The sequence below is a fragment of the Azonexus sp. GW821-FHT04F04 genome, from assembly GCF_059420025.1.
Genome location: NZ_JBWKSX010000003.1, coordinates 49,347 through 75,037, shown reverse-complemented (window position 1 = coordinate 75,037; position 25,691 = coordinate 49,347). Strand labels below are relative to the sequence as shown.

Here is a 25,691-nt window from a genome sequence, read left to right as displayed (position 1 = left end):
CGCAGACGCCGGCTTGCATGGCAGCTGCGATCAGCTGGCCTTTTTGGTTGCCCGCAGGGCGCGATAAACTTCAGCCCAGGCATAGTTGTGGGCATCGTCGCCACACTCGCCAGGCGCCAGGTTCATGTAGGCAAGCGCACCGCCGAGGTCCATCGGCTGGATCATGCCGGCCAGAAAACGGTCGACAATGCTCAGGTGTCCGGCATAACGCTCCGGCTCCTGCTCGAAGCACCAGCGATCAACTTCCGAACCGAAGTGATACAAGCGGCCGTTGTATTCCAGCGGGTAATCCTTGACGTTCCAGCCCTTGCCGGGCGTACCGAGAATCGGCAACTGACACTGATTGCAGACGTAGGGCAGGGTTTCCGGATAGGTCATGGCCATGTTGCCATCGACAACGTTGTCGATGATGACGTCCCAGCACTGACCCCAGGTGTCGTTCCAGCCGGGATACTTCTCTTCGAGCCAGGCACGCTCGTCGGGCGTTACGCCTGCTGCCGGATTCCACCAGACGGTGGGGCGCCAGAAGTAGGACCCCATGTGCATGCCGTGGTGGGTTTCAGCGATGTCCTTGAGGAAAATATCCCAGTACCAGGGTAGGTCGAGGCCCATGTCGGTCAGGGCGCGCTCGAACTGGGCGACGATCCATTCCTCCATGAATTCCTTGAACGACTGCTTGCGATGCTCGAGCGGCGTGTAGTAGTCCATGATCGGACCGGTCAACACCGAGAAAAGCTTCCAGGCGCCCCACACGGCAATATCGACACGCTTTTGCGCTTCTGCCTTCTGACCGTTCTCGATCAGAATCTTGAGGGCCGGGCCGCCGATCTGGGCATGGCGGGATTCGTCGGTCTGGATACTGGAAATCAGGTTGGCGAAGGTGTGGTCACCTGCTTCGGCCGCATCGGCAGCCAGGCCGAGGAACTGCATGTTGGTGAAACCGGTCTCGAAGCTGAAGGTCAGCATGATGGAGACGCTGATCGCGTCGCGGGTCATCATGATGTCGTCGAAGAAGTGACGGGCCGCAATCATGCCCCACTCATTGGTGTCGTAGGCCTTGAAGGCCCAGTCCATCTGGCGGTCCTTCGAAACGTGTTCGTGCGGGAAATACAACTGCATCTGGCCGTGACGGATTTCATCCAGGCAACCCAGCGTGGACATGTTGCGCATGCCCGGTGCCTTGGAGAAACGCATCATGCGCGCCTCGGCACTGGCGGCGGCGTATTCGCCGCGGGCGATGGCGCCGTAGTGGGCTTTCATGACCGACTTCCAGCCCGGATCGGCATTTTCGAAAATGCGGCTGCGTTCCAGCGCTGCCTTGACCGAGTAAGCGCCGGCGTCCTTGTCACGCTGGACTTTGACGTATTCCGGATAGGTCTGCTTGTAAGGCTCGTCGTATTTTTCCCAGGCATCCTGGGGCAAGCCGAAATCGCCCGACATCAGTGGCGGAAACAGTTCATTTTCCGTCACATACGTGGGGGTCCAGTTCGTGGTCCTGGCCAGGTCATACCAGTCCATTCTGTTTAGTACAGCCATCAATGTCTCCTTCTTTGTAGCAGGATTGGGGATCCCGCACTTCCCGAATCAAAGCGATCTCTGTCGCCAGGGGCACGCGGCAAATTGAAAAATATCGAGATTCCGCATATGGCTAAAGTTACAGGGAATGAAAGAAGCGGAGTATTAGACTTTGGTTTAGATGGGGTGCTTTTGAGGATAGCCCCCGATCGATCCACATCGCGAAATGCCGCGGCCGGCCTGCTTGGCAAGCCGATTTCGCGTGACAGCCTGGCTTGAGTATTTCCACGGTCAACCGGAAAAAACGGCCAAAATCGAAATGTGAATTTGGCCAGGGGCGACCCTCTCGAAACGCCGCCGCGAGCGACGCCCGGTCACGCCACCTGATTGCTTTCAATCAGACCGAAAGAATCCGGGGGCTTCCTACCATTGATAGTTCTTCTCCATGAACAGCCGCAGGCAGGCCTCAACCGCCATTGCGTCATAGGCCGTGCCCTTGCGCTGGGAGATTTCCTGCAATGCCGGGAAGACGCCAAATCCGGGCCGATAGGGGCGGTGCGTGGTCATTGATTCGACGACGTCGGCCACCGCAAGAATGCGTGCAGCGGGGAGAATTTCATCGCTTTTCAAGCCACGGGGATAGCCGGAACCATCCAGCTTTTCGTGGTGCTGATAGACCATATCGGCGACCGGCCAGGGAAAGTCGATTTCCTTGAGGACTTCCCAACCGATTTTGGCGTGCGTCTTGATGATCTCGAATTCCGCATCGCTCAGTTTGCCCGGATTTGACAGAATTTCGGCCGGCACATGGATTTTGCCGATATCGTGGAGAATGCCCGCCATGTGCAGTCCCTCCTGGTCATCGGCTGACATCCCCATTTCCTCAGCAATTGCAGTTGCCAGCTTGGCCACGCGCCGTTGATGTCCGGCGGTATAGGGGTCGCGCATCTCGACCATTGCGGCGATCGCGGCGACCGCGTGATCGAGACTCAGTTCAAGCTTCTCCAGAATGCGCAAACGATCCCCACGGGAACGCAGATTGCCGATGCCGAAAGCGAGGTCGCCGGCCAATTCCGCCAACAGCGCGATGATGTCTTCGGCGAACTCGTCCGGCCGGTGCCCATAGACAACCAGGACGCCCAATCCATGTTCGTTGAAGGTAAGCGGAAAGGCGGCGACCGCCTCGTAACCCAGTTGCAAGGCCGACTCACGCACCGATTGGCAGCGCTCGTCCTTCTGGATGTCCAGGCACACCACGGCCTGCTCCGTGCGAATGGCAGTGGTCGCCGGCCCCTGCCCTTCGTCAGCCGTGGTCGTATCGGGGCATTCGAGAAAACGTTCGGCAAGCTCCCCGATCGAAGCAACCGGCCGGATCAATTCGGACGCACCGGGCGTGACATAACCGACCCATACAGTCGGAAATCCGCCTTCGTCCGAAAGAACCCGGCACATATCGTGGATCAGCGCCGCCTCGTCCTGCGCGCGTACCAAAACCTCATTGCAACGGCTGATCGTACGGTACATCTGGCCAAGGCGACGATCTTTTTCTTCCGCATGCCTGCGTTCGGAGATGTCGCGCACCGTAGCTTGTATTGCCAGTTTTCCATCAAGCGTCAGGGCGGTAAGCAACACCTCGGCAGGAAACTCTGCGCCATCCTGCCGGCAATGGAGCCACTCGAACCGATCGCTTCCACTCTCGAATGCGATGGCCATGTGTTCATGGGCCAACTCAATCGACTGTTCACCGCCCGGCTGGGTCGGCGGGAAAAGTGTCGAGAGATTCTTGCCAAGAAATTCGTCGCGCGATTGAAAACCGAACATGCGCAGGGCCGCCATGTTGCAGTCGAAGAAACCTGCCTCATCGAGCAGGATGATCGCATCCGAAGACGATTCGAAGACGGTACGGAATTTCGTTGCCAGGTTCTTCAGCGACTCCTCTGCATGCTTGCGCTCGCTGATGTCGCGGGCAATCCCGGTGGCATTCCATTTACCGTGAATCTGCACCGCGGAAATCGAAAGCTCGATGGGGAACTCCGTACCATCGCGGCGCAAGGCGATAAGCTCCTGCGTACGGCCGATGACCGGACCTTTCCCTTCGCTGGCGAATTGGGCCATACCTGTTTTTGCTGCCTCGCGAAATCTCGGCGGCAAAATGAAGTCGTGAAAATTCCGCCCGAGAATCTCTTCCCGCGGAAAGCCGAACATCATCTCCGCCGCCGGGTTCCAGGCAGTGACGATGCCACTCTCGCCATCGATACTGACAATGGCGTCGCGCGCCGTTTCCATGGCCCGGCGAAAGCGTTCCTCACTTTCTGCCAGGGCCATCTCGGCCAGACGTTGTGCCGTGATGTCGTTGAAGATCAGCAATGAATGGCTGGCCACCCCCTGGTCGTCGCGAACGACATAACACTTGGCAAGAAACAGCTTCGCCCCGACCTGTACCTCATCCTGGCTGATCGACGGGTCACCGCTCCGCACCACATCCTTGCGCTTGGGCAGCGGCCCGGCGCCGCGGGGGAAAACCTCCCAGTATGGTTTTCCTAGAACTTCCGCCTCACTCAGACCAGCCTCCCGACAATAGGCTGCGTTGGCCAGCAGCACGTGGAACTCCGCATCGTGGAGAACTACCGGATCCTCGATGGCGTCGAAGATACGGCGCCACATGGTCGGTGCTCCGGGAAAGCTCCGTGATCTGGCAGACTTACCCTCCCTCATCTCGCTCCTTCTCCGCCCGATAACGCCTTGCAAACGTCAGCTCATTTGCATTTTTTCGAGCCTACCAACCGGGCGAGAAACCGTAAATACCGTGCTTTCTGTAGTCAGATACCGCTAACTGCAAAAAATGATTTAGTCATGAGCCAAACAACAGCACTCTGACTCGACCGACGCCCCGGAACGCGTCAAATTGTCGACAACGTGACATCGACAACACCGCCGATTACCAGAAACTCATCCTCACCCTGCAGCACCCCGGGCAGCAGGCCGCACTGGAAGAAGATCTTGGTCAGCGGAATGTTGACTTCAAGTATGTAGTCGCCGAACTCGCAGGCGCGTTCGCGGCTGCAGGTGAATGAATTGAGGTTGTTGAGCAGGACAATGTGGTGGCCACCAGCGCCCTTCCTGAGCACTTCGTGGTCGGCCAGGCGATTGACGCCGCGATAGAGCGTGACGTGCCGGGCGCCATGATGGCGTTGGGCCAGTTCAAACTGGCTGAAGGTGTACAGCAGATCGAACTGCGCTTCGAGTGCACTGGTGCCATACAGGCCGTGCGAGCGCATTTCCTGGTAGCGCCGGTAACCCTCACCGGCCGGGTCACGCAGAGGCTGGCCGTGGTAGCGCGGCATCAGGCCGAAACGTGACTCGACCCAGCCTTTGAGCACGGCGCCCTCGCGGCTGTCGGAATCGAAGCTCCAGCCGCGAATCATCCGGATGTAGTTGGCTTTCGCCCGACTTTTCCGACGCCCGCGCAGTTCTCCGCTCAGCCCCATTTCTTCAGGCCACTCAAGCTGGAAATGGATAGTCATGTAATCGCGAAAGACGTCTGCCCGCGCTTCCGGCAGCGCTGCATTGAGGCGCCGGAACAAATCACTATGCAGCTCGGCAACGCCGTCGATCAATAAGGGGCTGGGGTATTGCTGATAAGTCAGGCCACCGAGGACGACGGCCGGCAGATTGCAGCGATTGATCGGCAGGCGAGCCTCGCGCGGCAATGTCGCTTTGTGAGTTGATCCGGCCTGAGGCCAGTGGCTGCCTCGCAATGAGTCACATAGGAGACTGCCGTCTCCTGAGGCCGGTTTTGTCTCGCTAACGCTCGACGCATTGTCGTCACCCCTACAAAGCGTAGGGATATTGTCGGATGCATCCGACCCGACAATTACCGGCTTATTTTTTATTTTCATTTAATAATCAATCGATTACGGTCTGCCAGTCGACCTGGCACGCTACGTGCAAAAGGTGAGGTGCGACTCTCAAAGATTCCTTCGCAAATCGACTGACAGACTAAGGAGATTACACCATGGCTAAACTGCGTCAATGCGCCATCTACGGCAAAGGCGGCATCGGCAAGTCCACCACCACTCAGAATCTGGTGGCTGCACTCGCTGAATCCGGCAAGAAAGTAATGATTGTTGGCTGCGATCCGAAAGCCGACTCAACCCGCCTGATCCTGCATAGCAAGGCTCAGACCACCGTAATGCACCTGGCTGCTGAAGCCGGTTCGGTGGAAGATCTGGAACTGGAAGACGTCCTCTCCGTCGGTTTCGGCGGTATCAAGTGCGTTGAATCCGGTGGCCCGGAACCCGGCGTCGGCTGTGCTGGCCGCGGCGTTATCACCGCCATCAACTTCCTTGAAGAAGAAGGCGCCTACGACGAAGATCTCGACTTCGTTTTCTACGACGTGCTGGGTGACGTGGTCTGCGGTGGCTTCGCCATGCCGATTCGCGAAAACAAGGCTCAGGAAATCTACATCGTTTGCTCCGGCGAAATGATGGCCATGTACGCTGCCAACAACATTGCCAAGGGTATCGTGAAGTACGCGAACTCCGGTTCTGTCCGTTTGGCCGGCCTGATCTGCAACAGCCGCAACACCGACCGCGAAGACGAACTGATCATGGCTCTGGCTGGTCGCCTGGGCACCACCATGATCCACTTCGTGCCGCGTGACAACGCTGTTCAGCACGCTGAAATCCGCCGCATGACCATGGTTGAATACGATCCGAAGCACAAGCAGTCTGACGAATATCGTCAGCTCGCCAACAAGATCGTCAACAACACCAACTTCGTCATCCCGACTCCGATCGAGATGGAAGAGCTGGAAGAACTGCTGATGGAATTCGGCATCATGGAAGCGGAAGACGAGTCCATCGTCGGTCAGACCGCTGCTGAACTGGCTGCCTAAGCAAGACCCTGCAAGCTCCGGCGGGGGCTTCCCCCCGCCACTTTCAACCAGTACGTCGGCCACAGATTGGTGGCGACGTCAGGAGGAAAACATGACAACTCTGTCTCGCGAAGAAACCGACGCCCTCATTGCCGAGGTGCTTGAGGTTTATCCGGAAAAAGCTCAGAAGGATCGCGCCAAGCATCTCGCGACCAATGATCAAACCATCGAACAATCGAAGAAGTGCATCACTTCCAACCGCAAGTCCCTGCCCGGCGTCATGACCATTCGTGGTTGTGCCTACGCTGGTTCCAAGGGCGTGGTCTGGGGTCCGATCAAGGACATGATCCACATCTCGCACGGCCCCGTCGGCTGCGGTCAGTACTCCCGCGCCGGTCGCCGTAACTACTACGTCGGCACCACCGGTGTCGATACCTTCGGCACGATGAATTTCACCTCCGATTTCCAGGAGAAGGACATCGTCTTCGGCGGCGACAAGAAGCTCGCCAAGCTGATCGAAGAAGTCGAACAACTCTTTCCGCTGCACAAGGGTATCTCGGTCCAGTCCGAATGCCCGATCGGCCTGATCGGTGACGACATCGAGTCCGTCTCCAAGAAGGCTGCGGCCGCCATCGACAAGCCGGTTGTCCCGGTTCGCTGCGAAGGCTTCCGCGGTGTTTCGCAGTCCCTCGGCCACCACATCGCCAACGACGCGATCCGTGACTGGGTTCTCGACAAGCGCGATGGCGCTGCCTACGAATCGACCCCCTATGATGTAGCCATCATCGGTGACTACAACATCGGCGGCGATGCCTGGGCAACCCGTATTCTTCTCGAAGAGATGGGCCTGCGTGTCGTGGCTCAGTGGTCCGGCGACGGCACCATTGCTGAAATGATGAACACGCCGAAGGTCAAGCTGAACCTGCTGCACTGCTACCGTTCGATGAACTACATCTCCCGTCACATGGAAGAGAAGTACGGCATTCCTTACCTGGAATACAACTTCTTCGGCCCGACGAAGATCATCGAATCGCTGCGCAAGATCGCTGCTTTCTTCGACGATTCCGTCAAGGAAAAGACCGAAGCTGTCATCGCCCGCTACAAGCCGATGATGGACGAGATCATCGCCAAGTACAAACCGCGTCTGCAGGGCAAGAAGGTCATGCTCTACGTCGGCGGCCTGCGTCCGCGTCACGTTATCGGCGCCTACGAAGACCTCGGCATGGAAGTCATCGGCACCGGCTACGAATTCGGCCACAACGACGACTACGACCGCACGATCAAGGAAATGGGTGATGCCACCCTGCTCTACGACGACGTCACCGGTTTCGAGCTGGAAGAGTTCGTCAAGCGCCTGAAGCCCGACATGGTCGGCTCCGGCATCAAGGAAAAGTACATCTTCCAGAAGATGGGCATTCCGCTGCGCCAGATGCACTCCTGGGACTACTCGGGTCCTTACCACGGTTACGACGGTTTCGCGATCTTCGCCCGTGACATGGACATCGCCCTGTCCAACCCGACCTTCAAGAACCTGACGCCCCCGTGGAAGAAGGTTGCTGCTGAAGAAGTCAAGAAGGCTGCCTGAGTTTCAGGAATTGGGAAAAAGTAGCGGCGACAGGTGATTGCGGACTTCGCGTCCTTCACCTGTCCCGCTGCCGGAAACCCTGATCATCAACCTTTCGCCTGGTATCGCAGATGAGCGGACCGGGCAAGGAGATAGCAATGCAAACCGCAGACAACATCAAGCCCTGTTACCCGCTGTTCCGCGACGACGACTACAAGAAGAACCTCGCTGAAAAGCGCGAACTCTTCGAAGAAGGCCATGGCCCTGAAAAGGTCTGGGAAACCTTCGTGTGGTCGACCACCAAGGAATATCAGGACCTCAACTTCAAGCGCGAAGCCCTGACCGTTGATCCGGCCAAGGCCTGCCAGCCGCTCGGCGCCGTCCTCTGCGCCTCCGGCTTCCACAAGACCCTGCCCTACGTGCATGGTTCGCAAGGTTGTGTCGCCTACTTCCGCACCTACTTCAACCGTCACTTCAAGGAGCCGTGTTCCTGCGTTTCCGACTCGATGACCGAAGATGCAGCCGTGTTCGGTGGTCAGAAGAACATGATCGACGGTCTGGAAAATGCCAAGGCCATCTACAAGCCGGACATGATCGCTGTTTCCACCACCTGTATGGCGGAAGTTATCGGTGACGACTTGAATGCCTTCATCAACAACACCAAGAAGGCCGGCAACATTCCCCAGGAATACCCGGTTCCTTACGCCCATACCCCGTCTTTCGTCGGTTCGCACACGACCGGCTGGGACAACATGGAAGAAGGCATCCTCCGCTACTTCACGCTGAACTATATGGACGGCAAGAAGATTGGTTCGAACGGCAAGATCAACATCGTGCCCGGCTTCGAGACCTATCTCGGCAACTACCGTGTCATCAAGCGCATGCTGACCGAAATGGGCGTCGATTACACGATGCTGTCCGATCCTTCCGAAGTCTTCGACACCCCGGCTGACGGCGAATTCCGCATGTACTCGGGCGGCACGACGATGGACGAAGTCAAGGATGCACCGAACGGCATCACCACCGTCCTGCTGCAACCGGCTCAACTGGAAAAGACGAAGAAGTTCGTCGAGAACACCTGGAACCACGACATTCCGAAGCTCAACATCCCGATGGGTGTCGAGTGGACCGACGAGTTCCTGATGAAGATCTCCGAAGTCACCGGCAAGCCGATCCCGGCCTCCCTGGAACTGGAACGCGGCCGCTGTATGGACCTCGTTTCCGACAGCCACGCCTGGTTGCACGGCAAGAAGTTCGCCATCTACGGTGACCCGGACTTCGTCATGGGCGTCGTCAAGATGCTGCTCGAAGTGGGTGCTGAACCGACCCACATCCTGGCTCACAACGGCAACAAGCGTTGGGCCAAGAGCATCGAGAAGCTGCTCGCTTCCAGCCCGTTCGGCGTCAATGGCAAGGTCTACGCTGGCAACGACCTGTGGCACATGCGCAGCCTGTGCTTCACGGACAAGCCGGACTTCCTGATCGGCAACTCCTACGGCAAGTACATCCAGCGCGACACCCGCCACCTGGGTGAAGAGTTCGAAGTACCGTTGATCCGCCTCGGCTTCCCGATCTTCGACCGTCACCACATGCACCGCGCCACGACCATGGGCTACGAAGGCATGATGTCTGTAGTTACCCAGCTGACCAACGCTGTCCTTGAGCAACTCGACAAGGAAACGATCGGCATGGGCACCACCGACTACAACTTCGACCTGGTTCGTTAATCGGTCTTCGCAATGCCCCGCTACCGGCAACGGTAGTGGGGCATACGCGCGAACTTTGGCGACAACATCATTAGGGAGCCGAAATGGCCAACATCATGATCCAGCAAGGCAGCAGCGGTGGGCTGGTGTTCTACCTTCCGAAGCGCGATCTGGAAGCGTCCATCGAATCCATCGAATTCGACACCGCCGAAAAATGGGGTGGCGAACTCAAACTGGACAACGGTGGAACGTACTACATCGATCCGATCGCCAAACCGGCTCGCTTACCGATTTCGCTGAGAGCAAAGCGCCTCGGCGCTGCCGAAGACTAAGCCCGTTGAAACCTGCCCGCCCAGCCAGCCGCTTATTTGATAACTGCGGCCAGCCAGGGCGGATTTAAAGGAGAGCATCATGGCAATGAAAATCGACCCCGACATGTGCACCGCCTGCGGCGACTGCAAACCTGTCTGCCCGACCAAGGCCATCAGTTCCGGCAAGATCTTCTTCAAGATCGATGCCGCCATTTGTACGGAATGCGACGGCCACAACGATTCACCGTTGTGTGTCGACGTTTGCCCGTCGGGCTGTATCAGCCCGGCCTGAGTCAAAGAGTCTTGAGCCGAACGCCGGGGCAGCGAAACCTGCACCGGTGTTCCACTGAAGACCCTCTGTGGAGCACACCATGTCGAATACGCCAATTGCCTCTCGTGAAGCCGCTCTGCGCATTGCGCTGGCGGCCCGCGCCCTGAACGGTCTCGATGTTCGTGCCCTGGTCGGCGCGCTGATCGAGAAACTCGAAGCCCCGCTCACCGAAAGCAAGCTCGGCACGCTGACGGTTGAAGACCTGCGCGTCATCCTGGCCGGCGACTTCGCCGAACAAGGCTGCCACGTTGGCGTCGAAGGCGAAGCGCTCAAGGAGGCCGTCCGCCTGCTTTGGGGCCAGGGTGTAGAGAACAGCGACTTCCCGGCGGTCGACGCCTATACCGACGGCGACATGCCCGGCTCACTGCGCGTCGCCATTGCAGCCAATCGCGGCGAAACCCTGGACGGCCACTTCGGCTCCTGCGAACGCTTCCTGGTCTATCAGATCAGCCAGGACGCCATCCGTCTGATCGACATCCGCACGACGGTCGAAGCCGATACGGCCGAAGACAAGAATGCCGCCCGCTCGGCGCTGATCAACGACTGCCAGATTGTCTATGTCCAGTCGATCGGCGGCCCGGCAGCGGCCAAGGTCGTTCGCGCCGGCGTCCATCCGGTCAAGAAGCCGGAAGGCGGCAAGGCCCGCGAAGTGCTGGTCGAGCTGCAGGCTCGCCTGGCCAGCCCGCCGCCCTGGCTGGCCCAGATCATGGGTGTTCCATCCGCCTCGCTGGCGCGCTTTGAGGAAGATTTCGAAGAAGAGGAATCAGCATGATTACCCCGACCCTGCTCGCCCGGGTCGGCGAAGCCGCCTTGATCGATGGCAGCGCCGCCGCGCTGCGCCAGCGCTTTCCCGAACTGCACTTTACCGAATGCAGCGAAGACGACGTTTCGCCACGCTATCACCCGGCTTTCAGCATCGAAGGCTACGAACTTTTCTACATCTCCGGCGCCACCGGCCATTGCCTGGAAATCACCAACAACGCGGAAGCCGCCACCGGCATCCTGATTGCGTCCAAGGTCGATGACGAGTGAAAAGACCGCCGCCGATGCCGGCATCGGAAAACTGGGCCTGTGCTCAGGCTGCCGTTTTTTCCCGGAATACCTGAACGGCCGCCGCTGCGCGCCCGGCGATGCCTGCATCCGCGCCCACAGCGGCCGGCAGATCGACCGCTTCCTGCGCAACAATCCGGAACTGGCGCACGAGTACCTCAATGACATTTTCTGGGAACGGCGGGCCATTGCCACCCGTTATGCTGCGGTCGACGCCATTTTGGGGCTGAAAATGGACCCCGACGAAGTGGTCCGTCGCGTCGTCGCCATGCGTCTGCCGGTTGACGAGTTGATCGACATGGCCACCGACCGTGACCGCGAAGTTCGGCTTTCCGTCGCCGCCCGCCTGCCCGAGCCGCTGCTCATCCGCCTGATCAACGACCCCGATTATCTGATTCGCGCTACCGTCGCCCGCCGCCTGCCGCATGGCCAGTTGGCCAAGTTGGCCAAGGATCCGGAACGCGAAGTCCGCAAGGTCGTCGCCTCCCGTCTGCCGCCCTTTGCCCTGCACCTGCTGGCCGACGATGAAGAGCCGGAAGTTCGCGCCATTGTCGCCGAACGCGCCCTGCCCGGCCTCGCTGCCGCCATGCTGCAGGACAGCGAATGGTGGGTTCGCCTGGCGGCCGTCGGCAACGCCCCCATCGAATTTTTGCGGCCACTGACCGCCGACCCAGAAATTGAAGTCCGCGAAGCGGCGCAAGCCCGGCTTGCTGAATCGGAAGCTGCCTGACCACAAGGGAAAGTCATGAAACAAGACCAGGGTTGGACCGAATACTGTAAATCACTGTCGCCGGCGATTGTTGAAACCTGCGCCAAGACCCCGGTCAGCGCCGGCCCGGCCGCGCTGGTCAAAGCCCTGAGCAACGCCCTGCCCGAATGGAAATTTCGCCACGCGCTGGGTCGCGGCGGCTGGTACCGTCTCGGCGGCATCGTCGATGCGGCCGGCCAGCGGGTCAGCGACAGCCTTGAGAGCTGGGTCGAAAATGCCATTGATGAACGCGACGGCGACATCGCTCGACTGATTGACGACTTTGCCGGTCAGCAGCTTTACGCCACGCGACTGGTCGGCCAAACGCACTACCTCGTCGCCTCGGCCGGTGAGGGCTGCGACGATTTCCTGCAGCTGGAAATCGAAGACCTGCAGGAAATGCGCGTCCATCAGCTTTTTGTGAACGAACCGACAACGCTCGAAGAACTGGTCGATCCACGCGGCGGCAACGATGCCCCGATCCCGGTCGGCTTGCCCTTCTATGCATTCCGCCGCATCCAGCATGTCGGCAATTTCCTCAAGCGCATGCTGGCGCAAAAGCCGGAACCCGCCTCCATTCACCGCATGGTCGAAGACTGGAGCAAGAGCAGCGCCGGCAGCGCCAGCAACTACTACAACCATTGGGTCATCGCCACCCGCGAACACCTCGACCGCTACCACCAGCCAGTCTTCCGCGCCCAGCCGATTGCCACGCTGGCCGGTGAGCCGCCCGAATTCGAAGCGAGCGCCGGCACCAGCGGCCTGAGCCTGCAGGAGGCGCTGACCCGTTTCGACCGCGAAATGGGCTACCCGCTCGCCTGGTATTTCCACATGCTGAGCACCAAGGCGGTTCCCCACTGGGTGGCCCAGACCGTTGTCGAAGACGCGCTGGCCGGCTTCGCCTACCTGCCGCAACGTGATGTCGATGTCGTGCGTGGCTGGCTGCACCGGCCGTATTCGGTTTAATGGTCGGCCAGCCTGGCCTTCAGCTAGCTTCCCTGACGCGAAACCAGCCGGCGATGCTGCGGCGTGATTGGCGGGCGGCGAGCACCTGATGCGGAAATGATTCGCTCAGGAAGATGATCATCGTGCCGAATGTCGGGTTGACCGTGGCGACGACGGCATCGCCGGTCGGTGCGAAGAGGAGGAGTTCGCCACCGTCGCTGGCCTGCCAGGCTTCGTTCAGGTAATAAACCGTCGACAGCACGCGGTTTCGGGTCCCGGCCAGCACATCCGAATGCCGGGCGTAGCCAGCGCCTGAGCCGTATATGGCGTAGTGGCACTCATAATCGAACAAACCGAGAAAAAGCGCCGCGTTCAGCCCGACGCGCAGTTCTTCCATCCATGCCAGATAGGCTTGATCGACGCTGTCCTGGCCATCGAGCCAGCAGATGACGTCACCGCGAATGGCGTCGATCCGCTTTTTGGCCTGCCCGCGGCCAATCTGGGCGGCATGAAAGCGCCCGGGATCGTCATCCTGGCAACGCCCCAGCAATTGGGCGGAGAGTTTTTTCAGTAACGGTGCCGGCAGAACGATGTAGCCAACGCGTTCCAGTTGCTCGGCAATGAGGCCAAGGTTGATGGTCGAACCGCACTCGATCACCCGGGAGACAGTTCGCGTTTTGGCGTCAGAACATAGACCTTCTGCTCGACCCGAACCGGCTGGCGGATTGCCGGATCGGGATCAGGCTCGAAGAAGCTTTCGACATGGCTGAGCTCGATGTCGAAAGCGCTGGTGTACAGACTGGCAATTTCATCAGCCACGGCGAAGGGCTGCCCTTGCGTTTCGTCCTCGTCCGGCTCCTCGGTGGTCAGCAGCAGCATGCGGCAACTGGCGGGCAAAATGCGCCGAAGTTGCGCGATGTAGTCACCGCGAATGTCGTCGGGAAGGGCTGTCAGCGAGGCACGGTCGAAAACGACGGAAATATCGCCCAGATCGGCGGCCGTCAATTTGAAGAAATCACCGCACAGAATCGCGATCCGGCCATGTTCCCACAGGGTAAATTTACCGGCTTTCCGGCGCGTCGGCTGCAGCTTGTTTTCACGAAAAAAGGCGCGCACAGCCAGCGGACTCAGTTCAACGCCGATCACCTTGTGGCCTTGCTTGGCGAGCCAGAGGAGATCAAGACTTTTGCCACAAAGTGGGACAAACACCCGGTCTTCCACGGTCAACCGGAAATTTGGCCAGAATTTGACAAGATGCGGATTTACCGCAAGTTGGTGAAAGGCGATCTCGTCGTCGCGCCAGGATTGTTGCCAAAGTTCGTTGTCACGCCCGGTCATGGCGGATTCTTCCCTTCAAATGCAGCGTTGTTGAATCAGGAAAATGTTCTGATCGAAAGACACAACGCTTCATTGATGGTCTGCTTCGCAATTGGCGAAGGGACCACTAAAAGAGCCATGCAGGCCGAAAAGGCACTCGCGCGGTTGGAGCAATCTGGTTGCCCGGTAACGACTAGCCTATCACCGAAATTGCCCGAGCTGCACGACGAAACAATTTGTCGCATTCGCTACATTGGCCCCACACCATCGTCAGCACAAAAAAATTTCTTCGCATTTTCAATGGTTTGCAAATTGGCACCATCCTTGCTGAAAAGAAGCCGAGGAGATTTCCATGACCCAAGCGGCTTTCGTCACCATCAACGACACCACCCTGCGCGACGGCGAACAGTCAGCTGGCGTGGCGTTCTCGCTGGCCGAAAAACTGGACATCGCCCGTCAGCTCGCCGCCATTGGCGTGCCCGAATTGGAAGTCGGCATCCCGGCCATGGGCGACGAGGAGCGTGACTCCATCCGTGCCGTCGCCGACCTCAAGCTCGCCCCGCGCCTCATGGTGTGGAGCCGCATGCACCCTGCCGACATCGCGGCTTGCGCCGATCTCGGCGCCCACATGATCGACATTTCGGTGCCTGCCTCCGACCAGCACCTCTCCTACAAGCTCAAGCAGGACCGCGCCTGGTTGCTGCGCGAACTGCCCAAGTTCATCGGCGCCGCGCTGTCACTCGGTCTCGAAGTCGGCCTCGGTTGCGAAGATGCTTCGCGCGCCGACATGAATTTCCTCTGCGCCCTGGCCGAAACTGCCGAACGCGCTGGCGCCCGCCGCCTGCGTTTTGCCGACACCCTGGGCATCCTTGAGCCCTTCGGCACCTTCGACAAGATCTGCACGTTGCGCCGCAACACCGGCCTCGAAATCGAGATGCACGCCCACGACGACATGGGCCTGGCCACCGCCAACACGCTGGCCGCCTGCAAGGCCGGCGCGACGCACGTCAATACGACGGTCAACGGCCTCGGCGAACGGGCCGGCAATGCGCCACTTGAAGAAGTCGTGCTCGGCTTGACCAAGCTTTACGGCATCGAAACCGGCGTCAGCCTCAAAGGGTTCCCCGCCCTCTCCAGCCAGGTCGCCAGCGCCTCCGGCCGCGCCGTACCATGGCAGAAGAGCATCGTCGGCGCCGGCGCCTTCACCCACGAAGCCGGCATCCACGTCGATGGCCTGCTCAAGCACCCCGACAACTACCAGGGCTACGACCCGCAGGAAGTTGGCCAGTCCCACCGCATCGTGCTCGGCAAGCATTCCGGGTCGCGTGCCGTGCAGGTCGTTTTCGCCAGCCTCGGCATCGAATTGGGCGAGAAGGAAGCGCAGGCCATGCTGCCACGCGTCCGCAACTTTGTTGCCGAAAACAAGCACGCACCGGAAACCGCCGATCTGCGCGAACTTCTGACCTCCGTCCGGAGCCAACTCCATGTCTGAAGCGATGACCATGACAGCAACTGTACTGGCAGCCCCCGGCCTGTGGGCGACCCTCAAGGAAGACCTGGCCTGCGTGTTCCAGCGCGACCCGGCCGCCCGCTCGACACTTGAAGTGCTGACCACCTACCCCGGCGTCCATGCCATCCTCACCCACCGGCTATCGCACCGCCTGTGGCTTGCCGGCTGGCGCTTTCCGGCGCGCCTGCTGTCCTTCGTCGGGCGGACGCTGACCAATGTCGACATCCACCCTGGCGCCACCATCGGCCGCCGCTTCTTCATCGACCACGGCGCCTGCGTCGTGATCGGTGAAACGGCAGAAGTCGGCAACGATGTCACCCTTTACCACGGCGTCACGCTGGGCGGCACTTCCTGGAACAAGGGCAAGCGCCACCCGACGCTGGCCGACGGCGTTGTCGTCGGTGCCGGCGCCAAGATTCTCGGCCCGATCAGCATCGGCGAACGTGTTCGCGTCGGTGCCAACTCGGTTGTCGTCAAGGACGTGCCGGCCGACCGGACCGTCGTCGGGGTTCCCGGCCGGATCGTCGACACCCGGGTCGGTACGGCACGCCCCGCCAATGGCATCAGCCTCGATCACAACCTCATGCCCGACCCGGTCGCCAAGTCGATCGCCTGCCTGATCGAGCGCATCGAGATCCTCGAAAGGGAACTGGCAGAAGTCCGCCACGAGCCGCCAACCGATCACAGCGGCGAATGCAATACCTGTTCAGCCGGCGACTTGTGCTGCGAGCACGAGTCCATGCATCTAGTGAACTGACCCGCCATGGACCTACTCGACTTCTCCGACTGCAAGCTGTATTTCGAGGACGAACTGCCCGCCGAGGCCGAACGTCTGATCGCCCAGGCCGCTCAGGACTACGGCGACCCGGCAGCCGAACTCGCCCTGCTGCGCGCCCATCTGCTCGCCCCCGAGCACCTCACCGTGCTGGTCAGCCTGTATCGCTACTACTTCTATCAGCATCGCCTTGACGATGTGCTGATCGTCGCCGACCACGCCAAGCGCATCTCGGCCCGCCATCTTGGCATTCCCAACGACTGGCGGCTGATCAATGAAACCCAGCTCGGCTCGGCCGCGACCACCTCCTTCGGCCTGCTCCGTTTCTATCTGCTGGCGCTCAAGGCCGAAAGCGTCGTTCTGCTGCGCCTTGGCCGCATCACCGAATCGCGCGACCGCCTGACCCGGCTTGCCGCACTGGACAGCCGCGACCACCTTGGCGCCGCCAAACTGCTCGAAGTCATCGACGAGTTCCAGAGCGAAAACCCGGCCCCTGCCGAAGAACCTTCACTAACCCTAGTTGCTGCCTGAGGAAACCATCATGGACGATACCCTGACCCTTGCCGAAGCCATGGAAGACCTGGTTTCCGCCGAAGACTTTCTCGACTATTTCGCGGTCCCCTACGACCCGGCTGTCGTTCACGTGAATCGTCTGCACATCCTGCAGCGCTTCCACGACTACCTGTCGAAACAGGCCCCGAACCTGCCGCCGGAAGAGGAAATGCAGCGCGGCATCTACCGCCTGTGGCTGGAACGCGCCTATCAGGACTTCGTGACCTCGGATTCGCTGACCGAAAAAGTCTTTGCCGTCTTTCAGACCGTTTCCAAGCCCGATGGCGGCATGAGCTCCTTCGTGTCTCTCGACAAGGTGTTCCGCCAATGATGAACGCCAAATGGGAGTACGGTGAGGCCGTGCGCCTCACCCGCAACGTCCGCAACGACGGCACCTATCCCGGCCTTGACCCGGGCGACTTTCTCGTGCGCCGTGGCAGCATCGGCTATGTCGTTGATGTCGGCACCTTCTTGCAGGACCAGATCATCTACTCGGTGAACTTCCTCGAAGAGGGCAAGATCGTCGGATGCCGCGAAGAGGAACTGATCGGTGGAGACGATGAATGGACGCCGTCACGCTTCGAGTTCCGCGAGAAAGTCCGCGCCGCCAAGCAGTTGTCGGTCGGCGGCCAGGTGCTGGTCGAACTTGGCGCTGTTGGCGAAGTAATCAAAGTGATCCGCGATGCGGCAAATGGCGTGACGTATCACATCCACTTCGACAGCCTGCCAGGGCGCGTCCTGCAGATTCCTGAAGCCATCCTCGAACCGCACAAACCGGCGGAGTAAGCAAATGCAACACGGCTACCTGGAACTCAAGCTTGCCCACGAACTGTTCAAAAAGGCGCCCGACACGCTGAGCGAGGCCGAGCAGGCCCGCCTCGGTGAAGTTGCCAGCAAGCAGGCGCGTCTCGAGCAACGCATTCTGTCGAGCGCCGCCGCAGCCAGGGTTGTTGTTCCGGCACCAACCATCGCCACCCGGCTCAATGAAATCCGCCTTCGTTACACCAGCCCGGACGAGATGACCGCTGATCTCGAACGGATTGGTCTCGATGCCGACAAACTGGCCGAAGCCGTCGAACGTGATTTGCGCATCGAAGCAGTTCTTGAAAAGGTCGCCTCAGCCGTTCCCCCGGTCACCGAAGTCGACGCGGAAATCTACTATCGCCTGCACCCGGAAGCCTTCGACCGTCCGGAAGCGCGCCTCCTTCGCCACATCCTGATCACTTTTTCGAATCCGATAGAAAAGGCCATCGCCGCGAAAACGCTTGAAGATCTACGGTCAACCGGAAAAAACGTCGAAAATTTCAGTCAGGCGGCGCTTCGCCACTCGCAGTGCCCGACTGCAATGGATGGCGGCAAGCTCGGCACCGTCAAGCGCCAGCAACTTTTCCCGGAACTCGAACCGGCAGCCTTTGAACTGGCGGTTGACGAAGTCTCCGAAGTCCTCGAATCACCGATGGGCCTGCACATCCTGCGCTGCGACGAAATCCTGCCCTTCGGCATGATGCCCTTCGCTGAAGCTTGCCCGCGCATCATCGAAAAACTCACCGAAAAACGCCGCCGCGAAGCCCAGCGCGACTGGATCAAGGAACAACTCTAACCACGCTCCCGGCTGATCGACAAACTCGGCAGCCAGAAAGCATGAAGCCCATGCGTTTTAGACATGGGCTTCTTAGATCTTTGACCAAGGCACTCATGGCCTAGGTGTTCGGCGTTTTGCCGTTGGGATGCTACTCAGACTTCTCATCAAACTGCGGCGGACTATCAACCATAGAACCTCCAGTCATTTAACAAAAACTCCGTTCTGGTGAAACCAGTTACTGCCCAGAACTCAATTTCAGAATACGCCTCTGATTCGGAAAGTCCACTCTATTTCTTGGCCTTTCGAGCAAATCTTCCTAAGCCGGACTTCCTGCTCCGGATAGCTGTTGCGGCACCAACGAGCGCTCCGAGACAATCAGCCGCTTCCTTATTCCGGCTCCTATCTTTCGCTCGACTTCCCACATGGCCAAACCCTTGACCACAGCCACTTGTTCAATGGCTGTTACGACATCACCCAGTTTGGTGCAGAGATACTCAGCACCGCGTTCGATTGAAGACTTCACTTTCATTCGGCCAAATCTCCCGTGTGGTTTTGCGTCAATAATCCTACTGAAGTTGCGTCGCGATTAAAACCAGAAAATTTTGACAAGCTTCCCGGCCAATCGGGAACCAAAAACGAAACCTGGATGTACCAGGCTTCAGCAGCCTTGATGGGAACAATCGAGGGCGAACTATTGGATCGATTACCGTCATCAATTGGTAACCATATTCACATTTACGGCGCCCCGCGAGTTGATGTGCATTGCAACGCTTTGTATCAGTTTGTAGCGATCACCCAGAACAGGCATGTTCGATGCTGGCATCGCGCCGGGCACCAGACAAGCTGGTCAGACGCCAATTAGCCGATGTATTTCAGGAGCATTGGCGCACATTTTTGGCAAGAGTCCCACGGCAGACAATCGCAGACTTTCGGCTGCTCGACGTAATCGGCACCGACATGGACTTTGCCACTCCCCTGTTGCCTGGGCGCCGAGAGCTTTTTCGGCGGTGGTGTTTCGTCGCCACCAATACCGTCGTGGGCCACAGGCGACCAATTGGCAAATGGCGCCATATCAGCCTGCTGCTCGACATACCAGATTTTCCGGGCAGCATCCCAGCGCGCCCCCAGCTTCTTGGCTTGGTCCTTCTCGGCGAAGGGAACCTTCAAATTGATACGCATATTGCTCCCTGTTCTGTTGCGTCTCAGGCGCGAATTATCGTGACCTTATCGGAACCATTACACCGATCCGGCCCCCGTTCCCCATTCTTCGAGGAATCGGTCAACAAACACCTCCATGTAACGATGACGACTTTCTGCCAGCTCCTTGCCCGTCGACGTGTTCATGCGCCCTTTCAGCAAGAATAGTTTCTCGTAAAAGTGATTGAGACTGGTGCCTTTCGCGGCTTTGTAGGCCTCTGCCGTGGCATGCATGACTGGCGGCACATCGGGGTCGTACATCAGACGATTGGCGTGTCCGCCATAGGCAAAGCAGCGGGCAATGCCGATGGCTCCGATTGCATCCAGTCGATCAGCATCCTGCACGCACTTGCCCTCAAGACTGGCCATCTCCGTCTTTACCCCCGCCCCTTTGTACGAGATGGTCGCAACGATTTCGACGACCTGCTCGATAACGCTCAGTGAGGCGCCCTCGTTGGCAAGCAGGCGCCCAGCCTCGCGGGGACCGACGGCATCGTCACCATCGTGGAATTTCCAGTCGGCAATATCGTGCACAAGCGCCCCCAGTTCGACGACTTCCTCGTTTGCCCCCTCACGCCGAGCAATCTGTTTCGCCAATTGCCAGACGCGACGGATGTGGTGCCAGTCGTGCCCGGAACTCTCTGCCTCAAACTTGGCTTTGATAAAACTTGCCACGCGCTCGACCAAATCCGACGCGTTGCATTGAGATGAGTCGCCCGACATTCCCTAACCCTCAGGACTTTCGAAGTATGGCAAGAGTGCCTTGGCCGCCTCAATCCTGTCATGAACACTGGTATCCGGATCATTCATAACAGCCATCAGGAAGCTCTTTGGATCGGCAAAATCACCGCCCACACCAGATGACGACGGTCGGCAATCAGTCTTCCGGCTTTGCTGCTGCGCTTCGCTACCGGGACGGAGTTTGTTATCCGCTGCGGGAGAGCAAGTTGCTTCTGTTGGAAGGAGCGTCAATACCCGTTGGAAATCTTCAGGCTTGATACTTTCGACGCCAGCCAGCATCGCCGCCTGCTTATCCAGATTTGGCGCCATTTCCAGCCACGTTTCGTCGACAAACATGCTTCCCATGGTTGGGTCGATGAATGCTGACCAGCGCTCGGTCGGTTTGGTCAGCGTCTGCATCAGTGGAAGGATACTTAGCGAGTCTGCATTTCCAGACACTCCAGCAGCCGGTCGAAATTTCAGTCTCGGCAATGGGATATCGGCAAGATATTTGAGTCGGAGCGCGTCCAGAAATACCAGAGCCTGCTGGTATGACACGGGCTCGGCCAGCGAAAACCAAATTTGATAACCATCCTCAACGGAAACGGAGATGGCTGGCGCCGGCAAGTCAAAATCTTCCTGAACCCCTTGATAGAGGACTGCCAACTGGTCCCAGTAGCTGCCTCTTTCAACGCTGATGACCATCGTGCGGAGCGTTCCTGCCGGACTCAAGAGGGTGAGTCCGACATTGCTCCCGGCCATCAGGTGTTCGGCAAGGATATCCGGAGTCAGTTTCCCCTCGCCAACATAATCCCGCTCGCCGTTATCGTTCGGCTGCCAACTCTGCCACTCCTGATCAGGAAGAAAATAGAGCCGGGTCAGTTCCGCAATCAGTCTGTTCATGAATCACCTTACACAAAAAGGGATATCCAAAATTCAATTGCGGGACGCTCGGCAGCTAGCGCAAACGGCAACTCCATGTCATCGATGTAGCTGCGTTTGCGCAGACTGAGCAACCTTTTGCTGCAAAAACACGCGCCACAAATGACAGAAAGCAACAAAAAACCCGCAAAGCATTGCGCTGTGCGGGTCTTAGGATTCTCGAACTTGGTGGGCGGTACTGGGATCGAACCAGTGACCCCTGCCGTGTGAAGGCAGTGCTCTACCGCTGAGCTAACCGCCCACTTGAGAGGGGCGCATTTAACCATAAGTCGCCAAGCCGGTCAAACGCGGGTCGGCTAGAATAGCACCCTTTGTTCCCGCATAGATCACGCATCCCATGAAGCCTGTCCGCACTCGTTTTGCTCCCAGCCCAACCGGTTACCTTCATATCGGCGGCGCCCGCACCGCACTGTTTTCCTGGGCCTATGCCCGACGCCATGGCGGGACTTTCATCCTGCGCATCGAGGACACCGACGTTGCCCGTTCGACGCCGGAAGCTGTACAAGCCATTCTCGACGGCATGCAGTGGCTGGGTCTGGAGCACGACGAAGGCCCGTTCTACCAGATGCAGCGCATGGAACGCTACAAGGAAGTGATCCAGCAGATGCTGCTCAATGGCAGCGCCTATTACTGCTACACGACACGCGATGAACTCGACGCCCTGCGCGCCGAGCAGGAAGCGAAGAAGGAAAAGCCGCGCTACGACGGCCGCTGGCGCCCGGAAGCCGGCAAAACGTTGCCAGCAGCACCGGCTGACATCCCGCCAGTCGTTCGCTTCAAGAATCCGAAGGATGGCGTCGTCGCCTGGGATGACCAGGTCAAGGGTCGCATCGAATTTGCCAATACTGAACTGGACGACCTGATCATTGCCCGCGCTGACGGCACGCCGACCTACAATTTCTGCGTCTGCGTCGACGACTGGGATATGGGCATCACCCACGTCATCCGCGGCGACGACCACGTCAACAACACGCCGCGCCAGATCAACATTCTTCAGGCGCTCGGCGCTGAAACGCCGACCTACGCCCACCTGTCGATGATCCTCGGCGACGATGGCGCCAAGCTGTCGAAGCGCCACGGCGCTGTTTCCGTCATGCAGTACGACGAGGACGGCTTCCTGCCCGAGGCTGTCATCAACTACCTTGCCCGCCTCGGCTGGTCGCATGGTGATGAAGAGGTGTTCTCGCGCCAGCAGTTCGTCGAATGGTTCGACCTCGACCACATCACTGCCTCGGCCGCCCAGTTCAATACCGAGAAGTTGCTGTGGCTGAACCAGCACTACATGAAGCTGACGCCCCCGGCCGATCTCGCCGCACGGATAAAGGCCATTCTGGTTGCGCGCGGCATCGACACCAGCACCGGCCCTGATCTTGAGAAAGCGGTCACTTTGTATGTCGACCGCAGCAACACGCTGAACGTGCTGGCCGATGCTGTCGAGGTGTTCTACAGCCACGTTACGCCCAATCCGGAGTTGCTCGCCCAGCACCTGAGCGATGAAGCCCGTCCGGCCCTTGCCGATTTCGCGGCCGGTATTGCCAGCGTGGCGTGGGAAGCACCGGCCATCAACGCCCTGATCAAGGAAATGGTCACCAAGCACGGCCTTAAAATGCCGAAGCTGGCGATGCCTTTGCGCGTCATTCTGACTGGTCAGGCGCAGACACCCGCAGTCGACGCGGTAATCACCCTGATTGGCCGCGACAAGGTTGTTGCTGCGCTGGTGCCGTACCTCTAAATAATCGCGAAAGGCCCTTTACAAGGACCAAGCAGGTCCCTATAATGCGGCCTTCTTTCGCGGCGGGGGTATAGCTCAGCTGGGAGAGCGCTTGCATGGCATGCAAGAGGTCCGCGGTTCGATCCCGCGTACCTCCACCAAAAGTGCGAAAGAAAACAGTCCGGGTCCCCATCGTCTAGAGGCCTAGGACACCGCCCTTTCACGGCGGTAACCGGGGTTCGAATCCCCGTGGGGACGCCAAGGTTTTGGTAGTAAATGGAGTGGTAGTTCAGTTGGTTAGAATACCGGCCTGTCACGCCGGGGGTCGCGGGTTCGAGTCCCGTCCACTCCGCCAACGTTTAAGAAAACCGGACCCGTCCGGTTTTTTTTCGGGTAGGAGGCAAATGCCTCGTATCCAGATAGTTCGGCTGTCTCTCGAATGTGGGGGTATAGCTCAGCTGGGAGAGCGCTTGCATGGCATGCAAGAGGTCCGCGGTTCGATCCCGCGTACCTCCACCAAGCGCCGAACTAGGCAGTACTGAAAGTCCGGGTCCCCATCGTCTAGAGGCCTAGGACACCGCCCTTTCACGGCGGTAACCGGGGTTCGAATCCCCGTGGGGACGCCAAGGTTTTAGCGCGGAGTGGTAGTTCAGTTGGTTAGAATACCGGCCTGTCACGCCGGGGGTCGCGGGTTCGAGTCCCGTCCACTCCGCCAACTTCTTGAAGACCAGCCCAGGCTGGTCTTTTCAGTTAACCTGCGAAAAATGGACTTTCCCCACCGGGGTATAATCGCCGGCTTAGTCGACTCGTCAGTGCCAGGAGCCCAATTCATGCAGCATCGCAGCGTCCTGTCGCTTGTCCGCCAAATCTTTGCCGCAACGCTTGGCACAGCACTGTTGACGCTTTCTGTTCCGGCGCTGGCCGAAGACATGGACGTAACGAGCTTCCCCTCCTTGAGCATGCCGTCGCTGGCCGAACCGGGTCTGGTCGCCGACGACGTATTGACCGTCCATGAAATACGAATGGCGCCGCAGTTGCCGGGCACCATCGACCTGACGGCGCATTCAACCAATCTGTGGGAGCGTATCCGCAACGGATTCGCGATGACCGACCTCAACGACGATCTGGTCCTTTATTACCAGCAGTGGTACCAGAATCGTCCCGATGCACTGCGCCGGATGGTCACCCGCAGCCGCCCCTACCTGCACTACATCGTCGAGGAACTTGAAGCGCGCGGCATGCCGACGGAACTGGCCCTGCTGCCGATGGTGGAAAGTTCGTTCAACCCGAACGCCTACTCGCCGGCCCATGCCGCCGGCCTGTGGCAGTTCATTCCGGCGACCGGCAAGCGTTTCAATCTCGAGCAGAACTGGTGGCGCGACGAGCGGCGCGATATCGTTTCGTCGACCGGTGCCGCGCTCGACTATCTGCAGGCCATCTACGAGATGCACGGTGACTGGCATCTGGCGCTGGCCTCGTATAACTGGGGCGAAGGCGCCGTCAAGCGGGCTATCGGCAAGAACGAGTCGCGCGGTCTGCCGACCGACTATCCGAACCTGACGATGCCGAACGAAACCCGGCACTACGTGCCCAAACTGCAGGCGCTCAAGAACATTCTCGGCAACCCGGCGCTGATGGCACGCCTTGATCTGCCGATGATCCCCAACGAGCCCTATTTTGCGACGATGGAAACCCGGCGTCCGATGGACGTCAAGACGGTGGCCCGCCTGGCCAACATGACGGAGGAGGAATTCCAGCGCCTCAACCCGTCGCACAACCGCCCGGTCATCAAGGCGGCAACCCCCGTCGTGATCCCCGCCGACAAGCTCGACGCCTTCCGCGCCAACCTGCAAAACACTCAGTCCCCGCTGACGCAATGGCAGGCTTACACCCTGACGGCACCGGAAAGACTGGACCGTATTGCCGCCAATTTCGACACAACGGCCGGCGAACTGGCCCGCGCCAACGGCCTTTCGGAAAGAGTCCGTCTCGGCGCCGGTTCGACCCTGCTGGTCCCGGGCAGCGGCAGCACAGCCAGCCTCACTACCCTGCTCAACACATCAACACCGCAGCACATCATCGAGCCGGAACCCTCGGCACGCTGTGGCAAGGCTGGCAAAGGCAAGCGCGTCGCGAAGAAGTGCGGCAAGGCTGAATCGAGCGTCAAAGTCTCGCCGATGGATGGTGGGAAGCAACGTGGAGCCGGCGTCAGACAGGGCAAGACAGGAAAGTCTGCGACCAGGGCTGCGGGCACTGGCAACGCGAAAGCCGGCAGCGCCAAACCAGCCAAAGGCGGCGCGCCAAAGCCTGCCAAACCGGCGAACGGCAAACGCCGCTAA

The 25,691-nt window shown here is 59.3% G+C and carries 26 protein-coding genes and 7 tRNA genes; 23 read left to right on the top strand and 10 right to left on the bottom strand.

All coding sequences use genetic code 11. The annotated features are described in order from the left end of the window. Positions 1-30: 30 nt before the first annotated feature. The 3 genes from AC07TV_RS07765 to AC07TV_RS07755 form a co-directional block, all read right to left on the bottom strand. The gene (locus AC07TV_RS07765; RefSeq protein WP_494647817.1) at positions 31-1,536 is read right to left on the bottom strand and encodes an aromatic/alkene/methane monooxygenase hydroxylase/oxygenase subunit alpha; all 1,506 of its coding nucleotides are present in this window, start codon (positions 1,534-1,536) and stop codon (positions 31-33) included. 402 nt (positions 1,537-1,938) lie between these two features. Continuing rightward, positions 1,939-4,179 carry a PAS domain S-box protein gene (locus tag AC07TV_RS07760; RefSeq protein ID WP_494647816.1) on the bottom strand — a complete coding sequence of 747 codons (2,241 nt, stop codon included), beginning with the start codon at positions 4,177-4,179 and terminating at the stop codon, positions 1,939-1,941. A gap of 236 nt (positions 4,180-4,415) precedes the next feature. Then, complete coding sequence (locus AC07TV_RS07755) at positions 4,416-5,225, bottom strand: NAD(+)--dinitrogen-reductase ADP-D-ribosyltransferase (protein ID WP_494647815.1); 810 nt, start codon at positions 5,223-5,225, stop codon at positions 4,416-4,418. Between the two features lie 305 nt (positions 5,226-5,530). Between AC07TV_RS07755 and nifH the strand changes: the two genes are divergently transcribed. From nifH to AC07TV_RS07710, 9 genes are all read left to right on the top strand, one after another. After that, a complete protein-coding gene (nifH, locus tag AC07TV_RS07750; RefSeq protein WP_494647814.1) occupies positions 5,531-6,412 on the top strand; it encodes a nitrogenase iron protein in 882 nt (293 codons plus the stop codon). 91 nt (positions 6,413-6,503) lie between these two features. Continuing rightward, the gene (nifD, locus tag AC07TV_RS07745; protein ID WP_494647813.1) at positions 6,504-7,976 is read left to right on the top strand and encodes a nitrogenase molybdenum-iron protein alpha chain; all 1,473 of its coding nucleotides are present in this window, start codon (positions 6,504-6,506) and stop codon (positions 7,974-7,976) included. Positions 7,977-8,113: 137 nt separating this feature from the next. Further along, positions 8,114-9,682 carry a nitrogenase molybdenum-iron protein subunit beta gene (gene nifK, locus AC07TV_RS07740; protein WP_226498258.1) on the top strand — a complete coding sequence of 523 codons (1,569 nt, stop codon included), beginning with the start codon at positions 8,114-8,116 and terminating at the stop codon, positions 9,680-9,682. Between the two features lie 83 nt (positions 9,683-9,765). Next, entirely contained in the window at positions 9,766-9,993 is a 228-nt protein-coding gene (gene nifT / locus AC07TV_RS07735; RefSeq protein WP_226498257.1) for a putative nitrogen fixation protein NifT, read from the top strand. 79 nt (positions 9,994-10,072) lie between these two features. Beyond that, positions 10,073-10,264: a 4Fe-4S binding protein gene (locus AC07TV_RS07730; protein ID WP_494647812.1), complete on the top strand. Its 192-nt coding sequence runs from the start codon at positions 10,073-10,075 to the stop codon at positions 10,262-10,264. Between the two features lie 79 nt (positions 10,265-10,343). Next, positions 10,344-11,075: a dinitrogenase iron-molybdenum cofactor N-terminal domain-containing protein gene (locus AC07TV_RS07725; protein WP_494647811.1), complete on the top strand. Its 732-nt coding sequence runs from the start codon at positions 10,344-10,346 to the stop codon at positions 11,073-11,075. Further along, on the top strand, positions 11,072-11,335 hold the full coding sequence (locus AC07TV_RS07720) for a DUF6129 family protein (protein ID WP_494647810.1): 264 nt from the start codon (positions 11,072-11,074) through the stop codon (positions 11,333-11,335). Before AC07TV_RS07725 ends, AC07TV_RS07720 begins: the two co-directional genes overlap by 4 nt. Next, a complete protein-coding gene (locus tag AC07TV_RS07715; RefSeq protein WP_494647809.1) occupies positions 11,325-12,083 on the top strand; it encodes a 4Fe4S-binding leucine-rich repeat protein in 759 nt (252 codons plus the stop codon). Before AC07TV_RS07720 ends, AC07TV_RS07715 begins: the two co-directional genes overlap by 11 nt. Before the next feature lie 15 nt (positions 12,084-12,098). After that, positions 12,099-13,067: a hypothetical protein gene (locus tag AC07TV_RS07710; protein ID WP_494647808.1), complete on the top strand. Its 969-nt coding sequence runs from the start codon at positions 12,099-12,101 to the stop codon at positions 13,065-13,067. 19 nt (positions 13,068-13,086) lie between these two features. On the opposite strand, the gene AC07TV_RS07705 is transcribed toward AC07TV_RS07710, so the two are convergent. Together AC07TV_RS07705 and AC07TV_RS07700 are read right to left on the bottom strand one after the other, a co-directional pair. Continuing rightward, complete coding sequence (locus AC07TV_RS07705; protein ID WP_494647807.1) at positions 13,087-13,704, bottom strand: 2OG-Fe(II) oxygenase; 618 nt, start codon at positions 13,702-13,704, stop codon at positions 13,087-13,089. Then, complete coding sequence (locus AC07TV_RS07700; protein ID WP_494647806.1) at positions 13,701-14,384, bottom strand: thiopurine S-methyltransferase; 684 nt, start codon at positions 14,382-14,384, stop codon at positions 13,701-13,703. The genes AC07TV_RS07705 and AC07TV_RS07700 overlap by 4 nt, the downstream gene beginning before the upstream one ends. A gap of 331 nt (positions 14,385-14,715) precedes the next feature. Between AC07TV_RS07700 and nifV the strand changes: the two genes are divergently transcribed. From nifV to nifM, 6 genes are read left to right on the top strand one after another with little or no spacing between them, the layout of a single operon-like run. Then, positions 14,716-15,855, top strand: a complete 1,140-nt coding sequence (gene nifV / locus AC07TV_RS07695) for a homocitrate synthase (RefSeq protein WP_494647805.1) — start codon at positions 14,716-14,718, stop codon at positions 15,853-15,855. Then, positions 15,848-16,630, top strand: coding sequence for a serine O-acetyltransferase (cysE, locus tag AC07TV_RS07690; RefSeq protein WP_494647804.1), 783 nt, complete (start codon positions 15,848-15,850; stop codon positions 16,628-16,630). Before nifV ends, cysE begins: the two co-directional genes overlap by 8 nt. A gap of 6 nt (positions 16,631-16,636) precedes the next feature. Continuing rightward, positions 16,637-17,179 carry a hypothetical protein gene (locus AC07TV_RS07685; protein ID WP_494647803.1) on the top strand — a complete coding sequence of 181 codons (543 nt, stop codon included), beginning with the start codon at positions 16,637-16,639 and terminating at the stop codon, positions 17,177-17,179. Positions 17,180-17,189: 10 nt separating this feature from the next. Beyond that, on the top strand, positions 17,190-17,531 hold the full coding sequence (gene nifW / locus AC07TV_RS07680) for a nitrogenase-stabilizing/protective protein NifW (protein ID WP_226498246.1): 342 nt from the start codon (positions 17,190-17,192) through the stop codon (positions 17,529-17,531). Continuing rightward, positions 17,528-17,986: a nitrogen fixation protein NifZ gene (locus AC07TV_RS07675; protein ID WP_494647802.1), complete on the top strand. Its 459-nt coding sequence runs from the start codon at positions 17,528-17,530 to the stop codon at positions 17,984-17,986. Before nifW ends, AC07TV_RS07675 begins: the two co-directional genes overlap by 4 nt. Before the next feature lie 4 nt (positions 17,987-17,990). Then, positions 17,991-18,800, top strand: coding sequence for a nitrogen fixation protein NifM (gene nifM / locus AC07TV_RS07670; protein WP_494647801.1), 810 nt, complete (start codon positions 17,991-17,993; stop codon positions 18,798-18,800). Positions 18,801-19,098: 298 nt separating this feature from the next. Here nifM and AC07TV_RS07665 read toward each other — a convergent pair whose 3' ends face one another. From AC07TV_RS07665 to AC07TV_RS07645, 5 genes are all read right to left on the bottom strand, one after another. Continuing rightward, a complete protein-coding gene (locus tag AC07TV_RS07665) occupies positions 19,099-19,311 on the bottom strand; it encodes a hypothetical protein (RefSeq protein ID WP_494647800.1) in 213 nt (70 codons plus the stop codon). Between the two features lie 329 nt (positions 19,312-19,640). Next, complete coding sequence (locus AC07TV_RS07660) at positions 19,641-19,961, bottom strand: DUF5710 domain-containing protein (RefSeq protein WP_494647799.1); 321 nt, start codon at positions 19,959-19,961, stop codon at positions 19,641-19,643. Between the two features lie 57 nt (positions 19,962-20,018). Beyond that, positions 20,019-20,654, bottom strand: a complete 636-nt coding sequence (locus AC07TV_RS07655) for an HD domain-containing protein (RefSeq protein ID WP_494647798.1) — start codon at positions 20,652-20,654, stop codon at positions 20,019-20,021. A gap of 51 nt (positions 20,655-20,705) precedes the next feature. Next, positions 20,706-21,602, bottom strand: coding sequence for a hypothetical protein (locus AC07TV_RS07650; protein ID WP_494647797.1), 897 nt, complete (start codon positions 21,600-21,602; stop codon positions 20,706-20,708). Positions 21,603-21,807: 205 nt separating this feature from the next. Beyond that, positions 21,808-21,882, bottom strand: a tRNA-Val gene (locus tag AC07TV_RS07645). 96 nt (positions 21,883-21,978) lie between these two features. Between AC07TV_RS07645 and gltX the strand changes: the two genes are divergently transcribed. The 8 genes from gltX (at position 21,979) to AC07TV_RS07605 (ending at position 25,691) form a co-directional block, all read left to right on the top strand. Beyond that, positions 21,979-23,373, top strand: coding sequence for a glutamate--tRNA ligase (gene gltX, locus AC07TV_RS07640; RefSeq protein ID WP_494647796.1), 1,395 nt, complete (start codon positions 21,979-21,981; stop codon positions 23,371-23,373). 64 nt (positions 23,374-23,437) lie between these two features. Next, positions 23,438-23,513 (top strand) — tRNA-Ala (locus AC07TV_RS07635). 24 nt (positions 23,514-23,537) lie between these two features. Beyond that, positions 23,538-23,613: transfer RNA gene (locus AC07TV_RS07630), tRNA-Glu, on the top strand. A gap of 17 nt (positions 23,614-23,630) precedes the next feature. Then, positions 23,631-23,707 (top strand) — tRNA-Asp (locus AC07TV_RS07625). Positions 23,708-23,795: 88 nt separating this feature from the next. Beyond that, positions 23,796-23,871, top strand: a tRNA-Ala gene (locus AC07TV_RS07620). Between the two features lie 31 nt (positions 23,872-23,902). Then, a tRNA-Glu gene (locus AC07TV_RS07615) sits at positions 23,903-23,978 on the top strand. Positions 23,979-23,990: 12 nt separating this feature from the next. After that, positions 23,991-24,067: transfer RNA gene (locus tag AC07TV_RS07610), tRNA-Asp, on the top strand. A 115-nt stretch (positions 24,068-24,182) separates the two neighbouring features. Then, entirely contained in the window at positions 24,183-25,691 is a 1,509-nt protein-coding gene (locus AC07TV_RS07605) for a transglycosylase SLT domain-containing protein (protein WP_494647795.1), read from the top strand.

What these genes read in the sequence shown, in the direction of transcription:
- AC07TV_RS07765 (WP_494647817.1), bottom strand. Translation starts at nt 1,536, where the DNA reads ATGGCTGTACTAAACAGAATGGACTGGTATGACCTGGCCAGGACCACG.
- AC07TV_RS07760 (WP_494647816.1), bottom strand. Translation starts at nt 4,179, where the DNA reads ATGTGGCGCCGTATCTTCGACGCCATCGAGGATCCGGTAGTTCTCCAC.
- nifH (WP_494647814.1), top strand. Translation starts at nt 5,531, where the DNA reads ATGGCTAAACTGCGTCAATGCGCCATCTACGGCAAAGGCGGCATCGGC.
- nifD (WP_494647813.1), top strand. Translation starts at nt 6,504, where the DNA reads ATGACAACTCTGTCTCGCGAAGAAACCGACGCCCTCATTGCCGAGGTG.
- nifK (WP_226498258.1), top strand. Translation starts at nt 8,114, where the DNA reads ATGCAAACCGCAGACAACATCAAGCCCTGTTACCCGCTGTTCCGCGAC.
- nifT (WP_226498257.1), top strand. Translation starts at nt 9,766, where the DNA reads ATGGCCAACATCATGATCCAGCAAGGCAGCAGCGGTGGGCTGGTGTTC.
- AC07TV_RS07730 (WP_494647812.1), top strand. Translation starts at nt 10,073, where the DNA reads ATGGCAATGAAAATCGACCCCGACATGTGCACCGCCTGCGGCGACTGC.
- AC07TV_RS07725 (WP_494647811.1), top strand. Translation starts at nt 10,344, where the DNA reads ATGTCGAATACGCCAATTGCCTCTCGTGAAGCCGCTCTGCGCATTGCG.
- AC07TV_RS07720 (WP_494647810.1), top strand. Translation starts at nt 11,072, where the DNA reads ATGATTACCCCGACCCTGCTCGCCCGGGTCGGCGAAGCCGCCTTGATC.
- AC07TV_RS07715 (WP_494647809.1), top strand. Translation starts at nt 11,325, where the DNA reads ATGACGAGTGAAAAGACCGCCGCCGATGCCGGCATCGGAAAACTGGGC.
- AC07TV_RS07710 (WP_494647808.1), top strand. Translation starts at nt 12,099, where the DNA reads ATGAAACAAGACCAGGGTTGGACCGAATACTGTAAATCACTGTCGCCG.
- AC07TV_RS07700 (WP_494647806.1), bottom strand. Translation starts at nt 14,384, where the DNA reads ATGACCGGGCGTGACAACGAACTTTGGCAACAATCCTGGCGCGACGAC.
- nifV (WP_494647805.1), top strand. Translation starts at nt 14,716, where the DNA reads ATGACCCAAGCGGCTTTCGTCACCATCAACGACACCACCCTGCGCGAC.
- cysE (WP_494647804.1), top strand. Translation starts at nt 15,848, where the DNA reads ATGTCTGAAGCGATGACCATGACAGCAACTGTACTGGCAGCCCCCGGC.
- AC07TV_RS07685 (WP_494647803.1), top strand. Translation starts at nt 16,637, where the DNA reads ATGGACCTACTCGACTTCTCCGACTGCAAGCTGTATTTCGAGGACGAA.
- nifW (WP_226498246.1), top strand. Translation starts at nt 17,190, where the DNA reads ATGGACGATACCCTGACCCTTGCCGAAGCCATGGAAGACCTGGTTTCC.
- AC07TV_RS07675 (WP_494647802.1), top strand. Translation starts at nt 17,528, where the DNA reads ATGATGAACGCCAAATGGGAGTACGGTGAGGCCGTGCGCCTCACCCGC.
- nifM (WP_494647801.1), top strand. Translation starts at nt 17,991, where the DNA reads ATGCAACACGGCTACCTGGAACTCAAGCTTGCCCACGAACTGTTCAAA.
- AC07TV_RS07665 (WP_494647800.1), bottom strand. Translation starts at nt 19,311, where the DNA reads ATGAAAGTGAAGTCTTCAATCGAACGCGGTGCTGAGTATCTCTGCACC.
- AC07TV_RS07660 (WP_494647799.1), bottom strand. Translation starts at nt 19,961, where the DNA reads ATGCGTATCAATTTGAAGGTTCCCTTCGCCGAGAAGGACCAAGCCAAG.
- AC07TV_RS07650 (WP_494647797.1), bottom strand. Translation starts at nt 21,602, where the DNA reads ATGAACAGACTGATTGCGGAACTGACCCGGCTCTATTTTCTTCCTGAT.
- gltX (WP_494647796.1), top strand. Translation starts at nt 21,979, where the DNA reads ATGAAGCCTGTCCGCACTCGTTTTGCTCCCAGCCCAACCGGTTACCTT.
- AC07TV_RS07605 (WP_494647795.1), top strand. Translation starts at nt 24,183, where the DNA reads ATGCAGCATCGCAGCGTCCTGTCGCTTGTCCGCCAAATCTTTGCCGCA.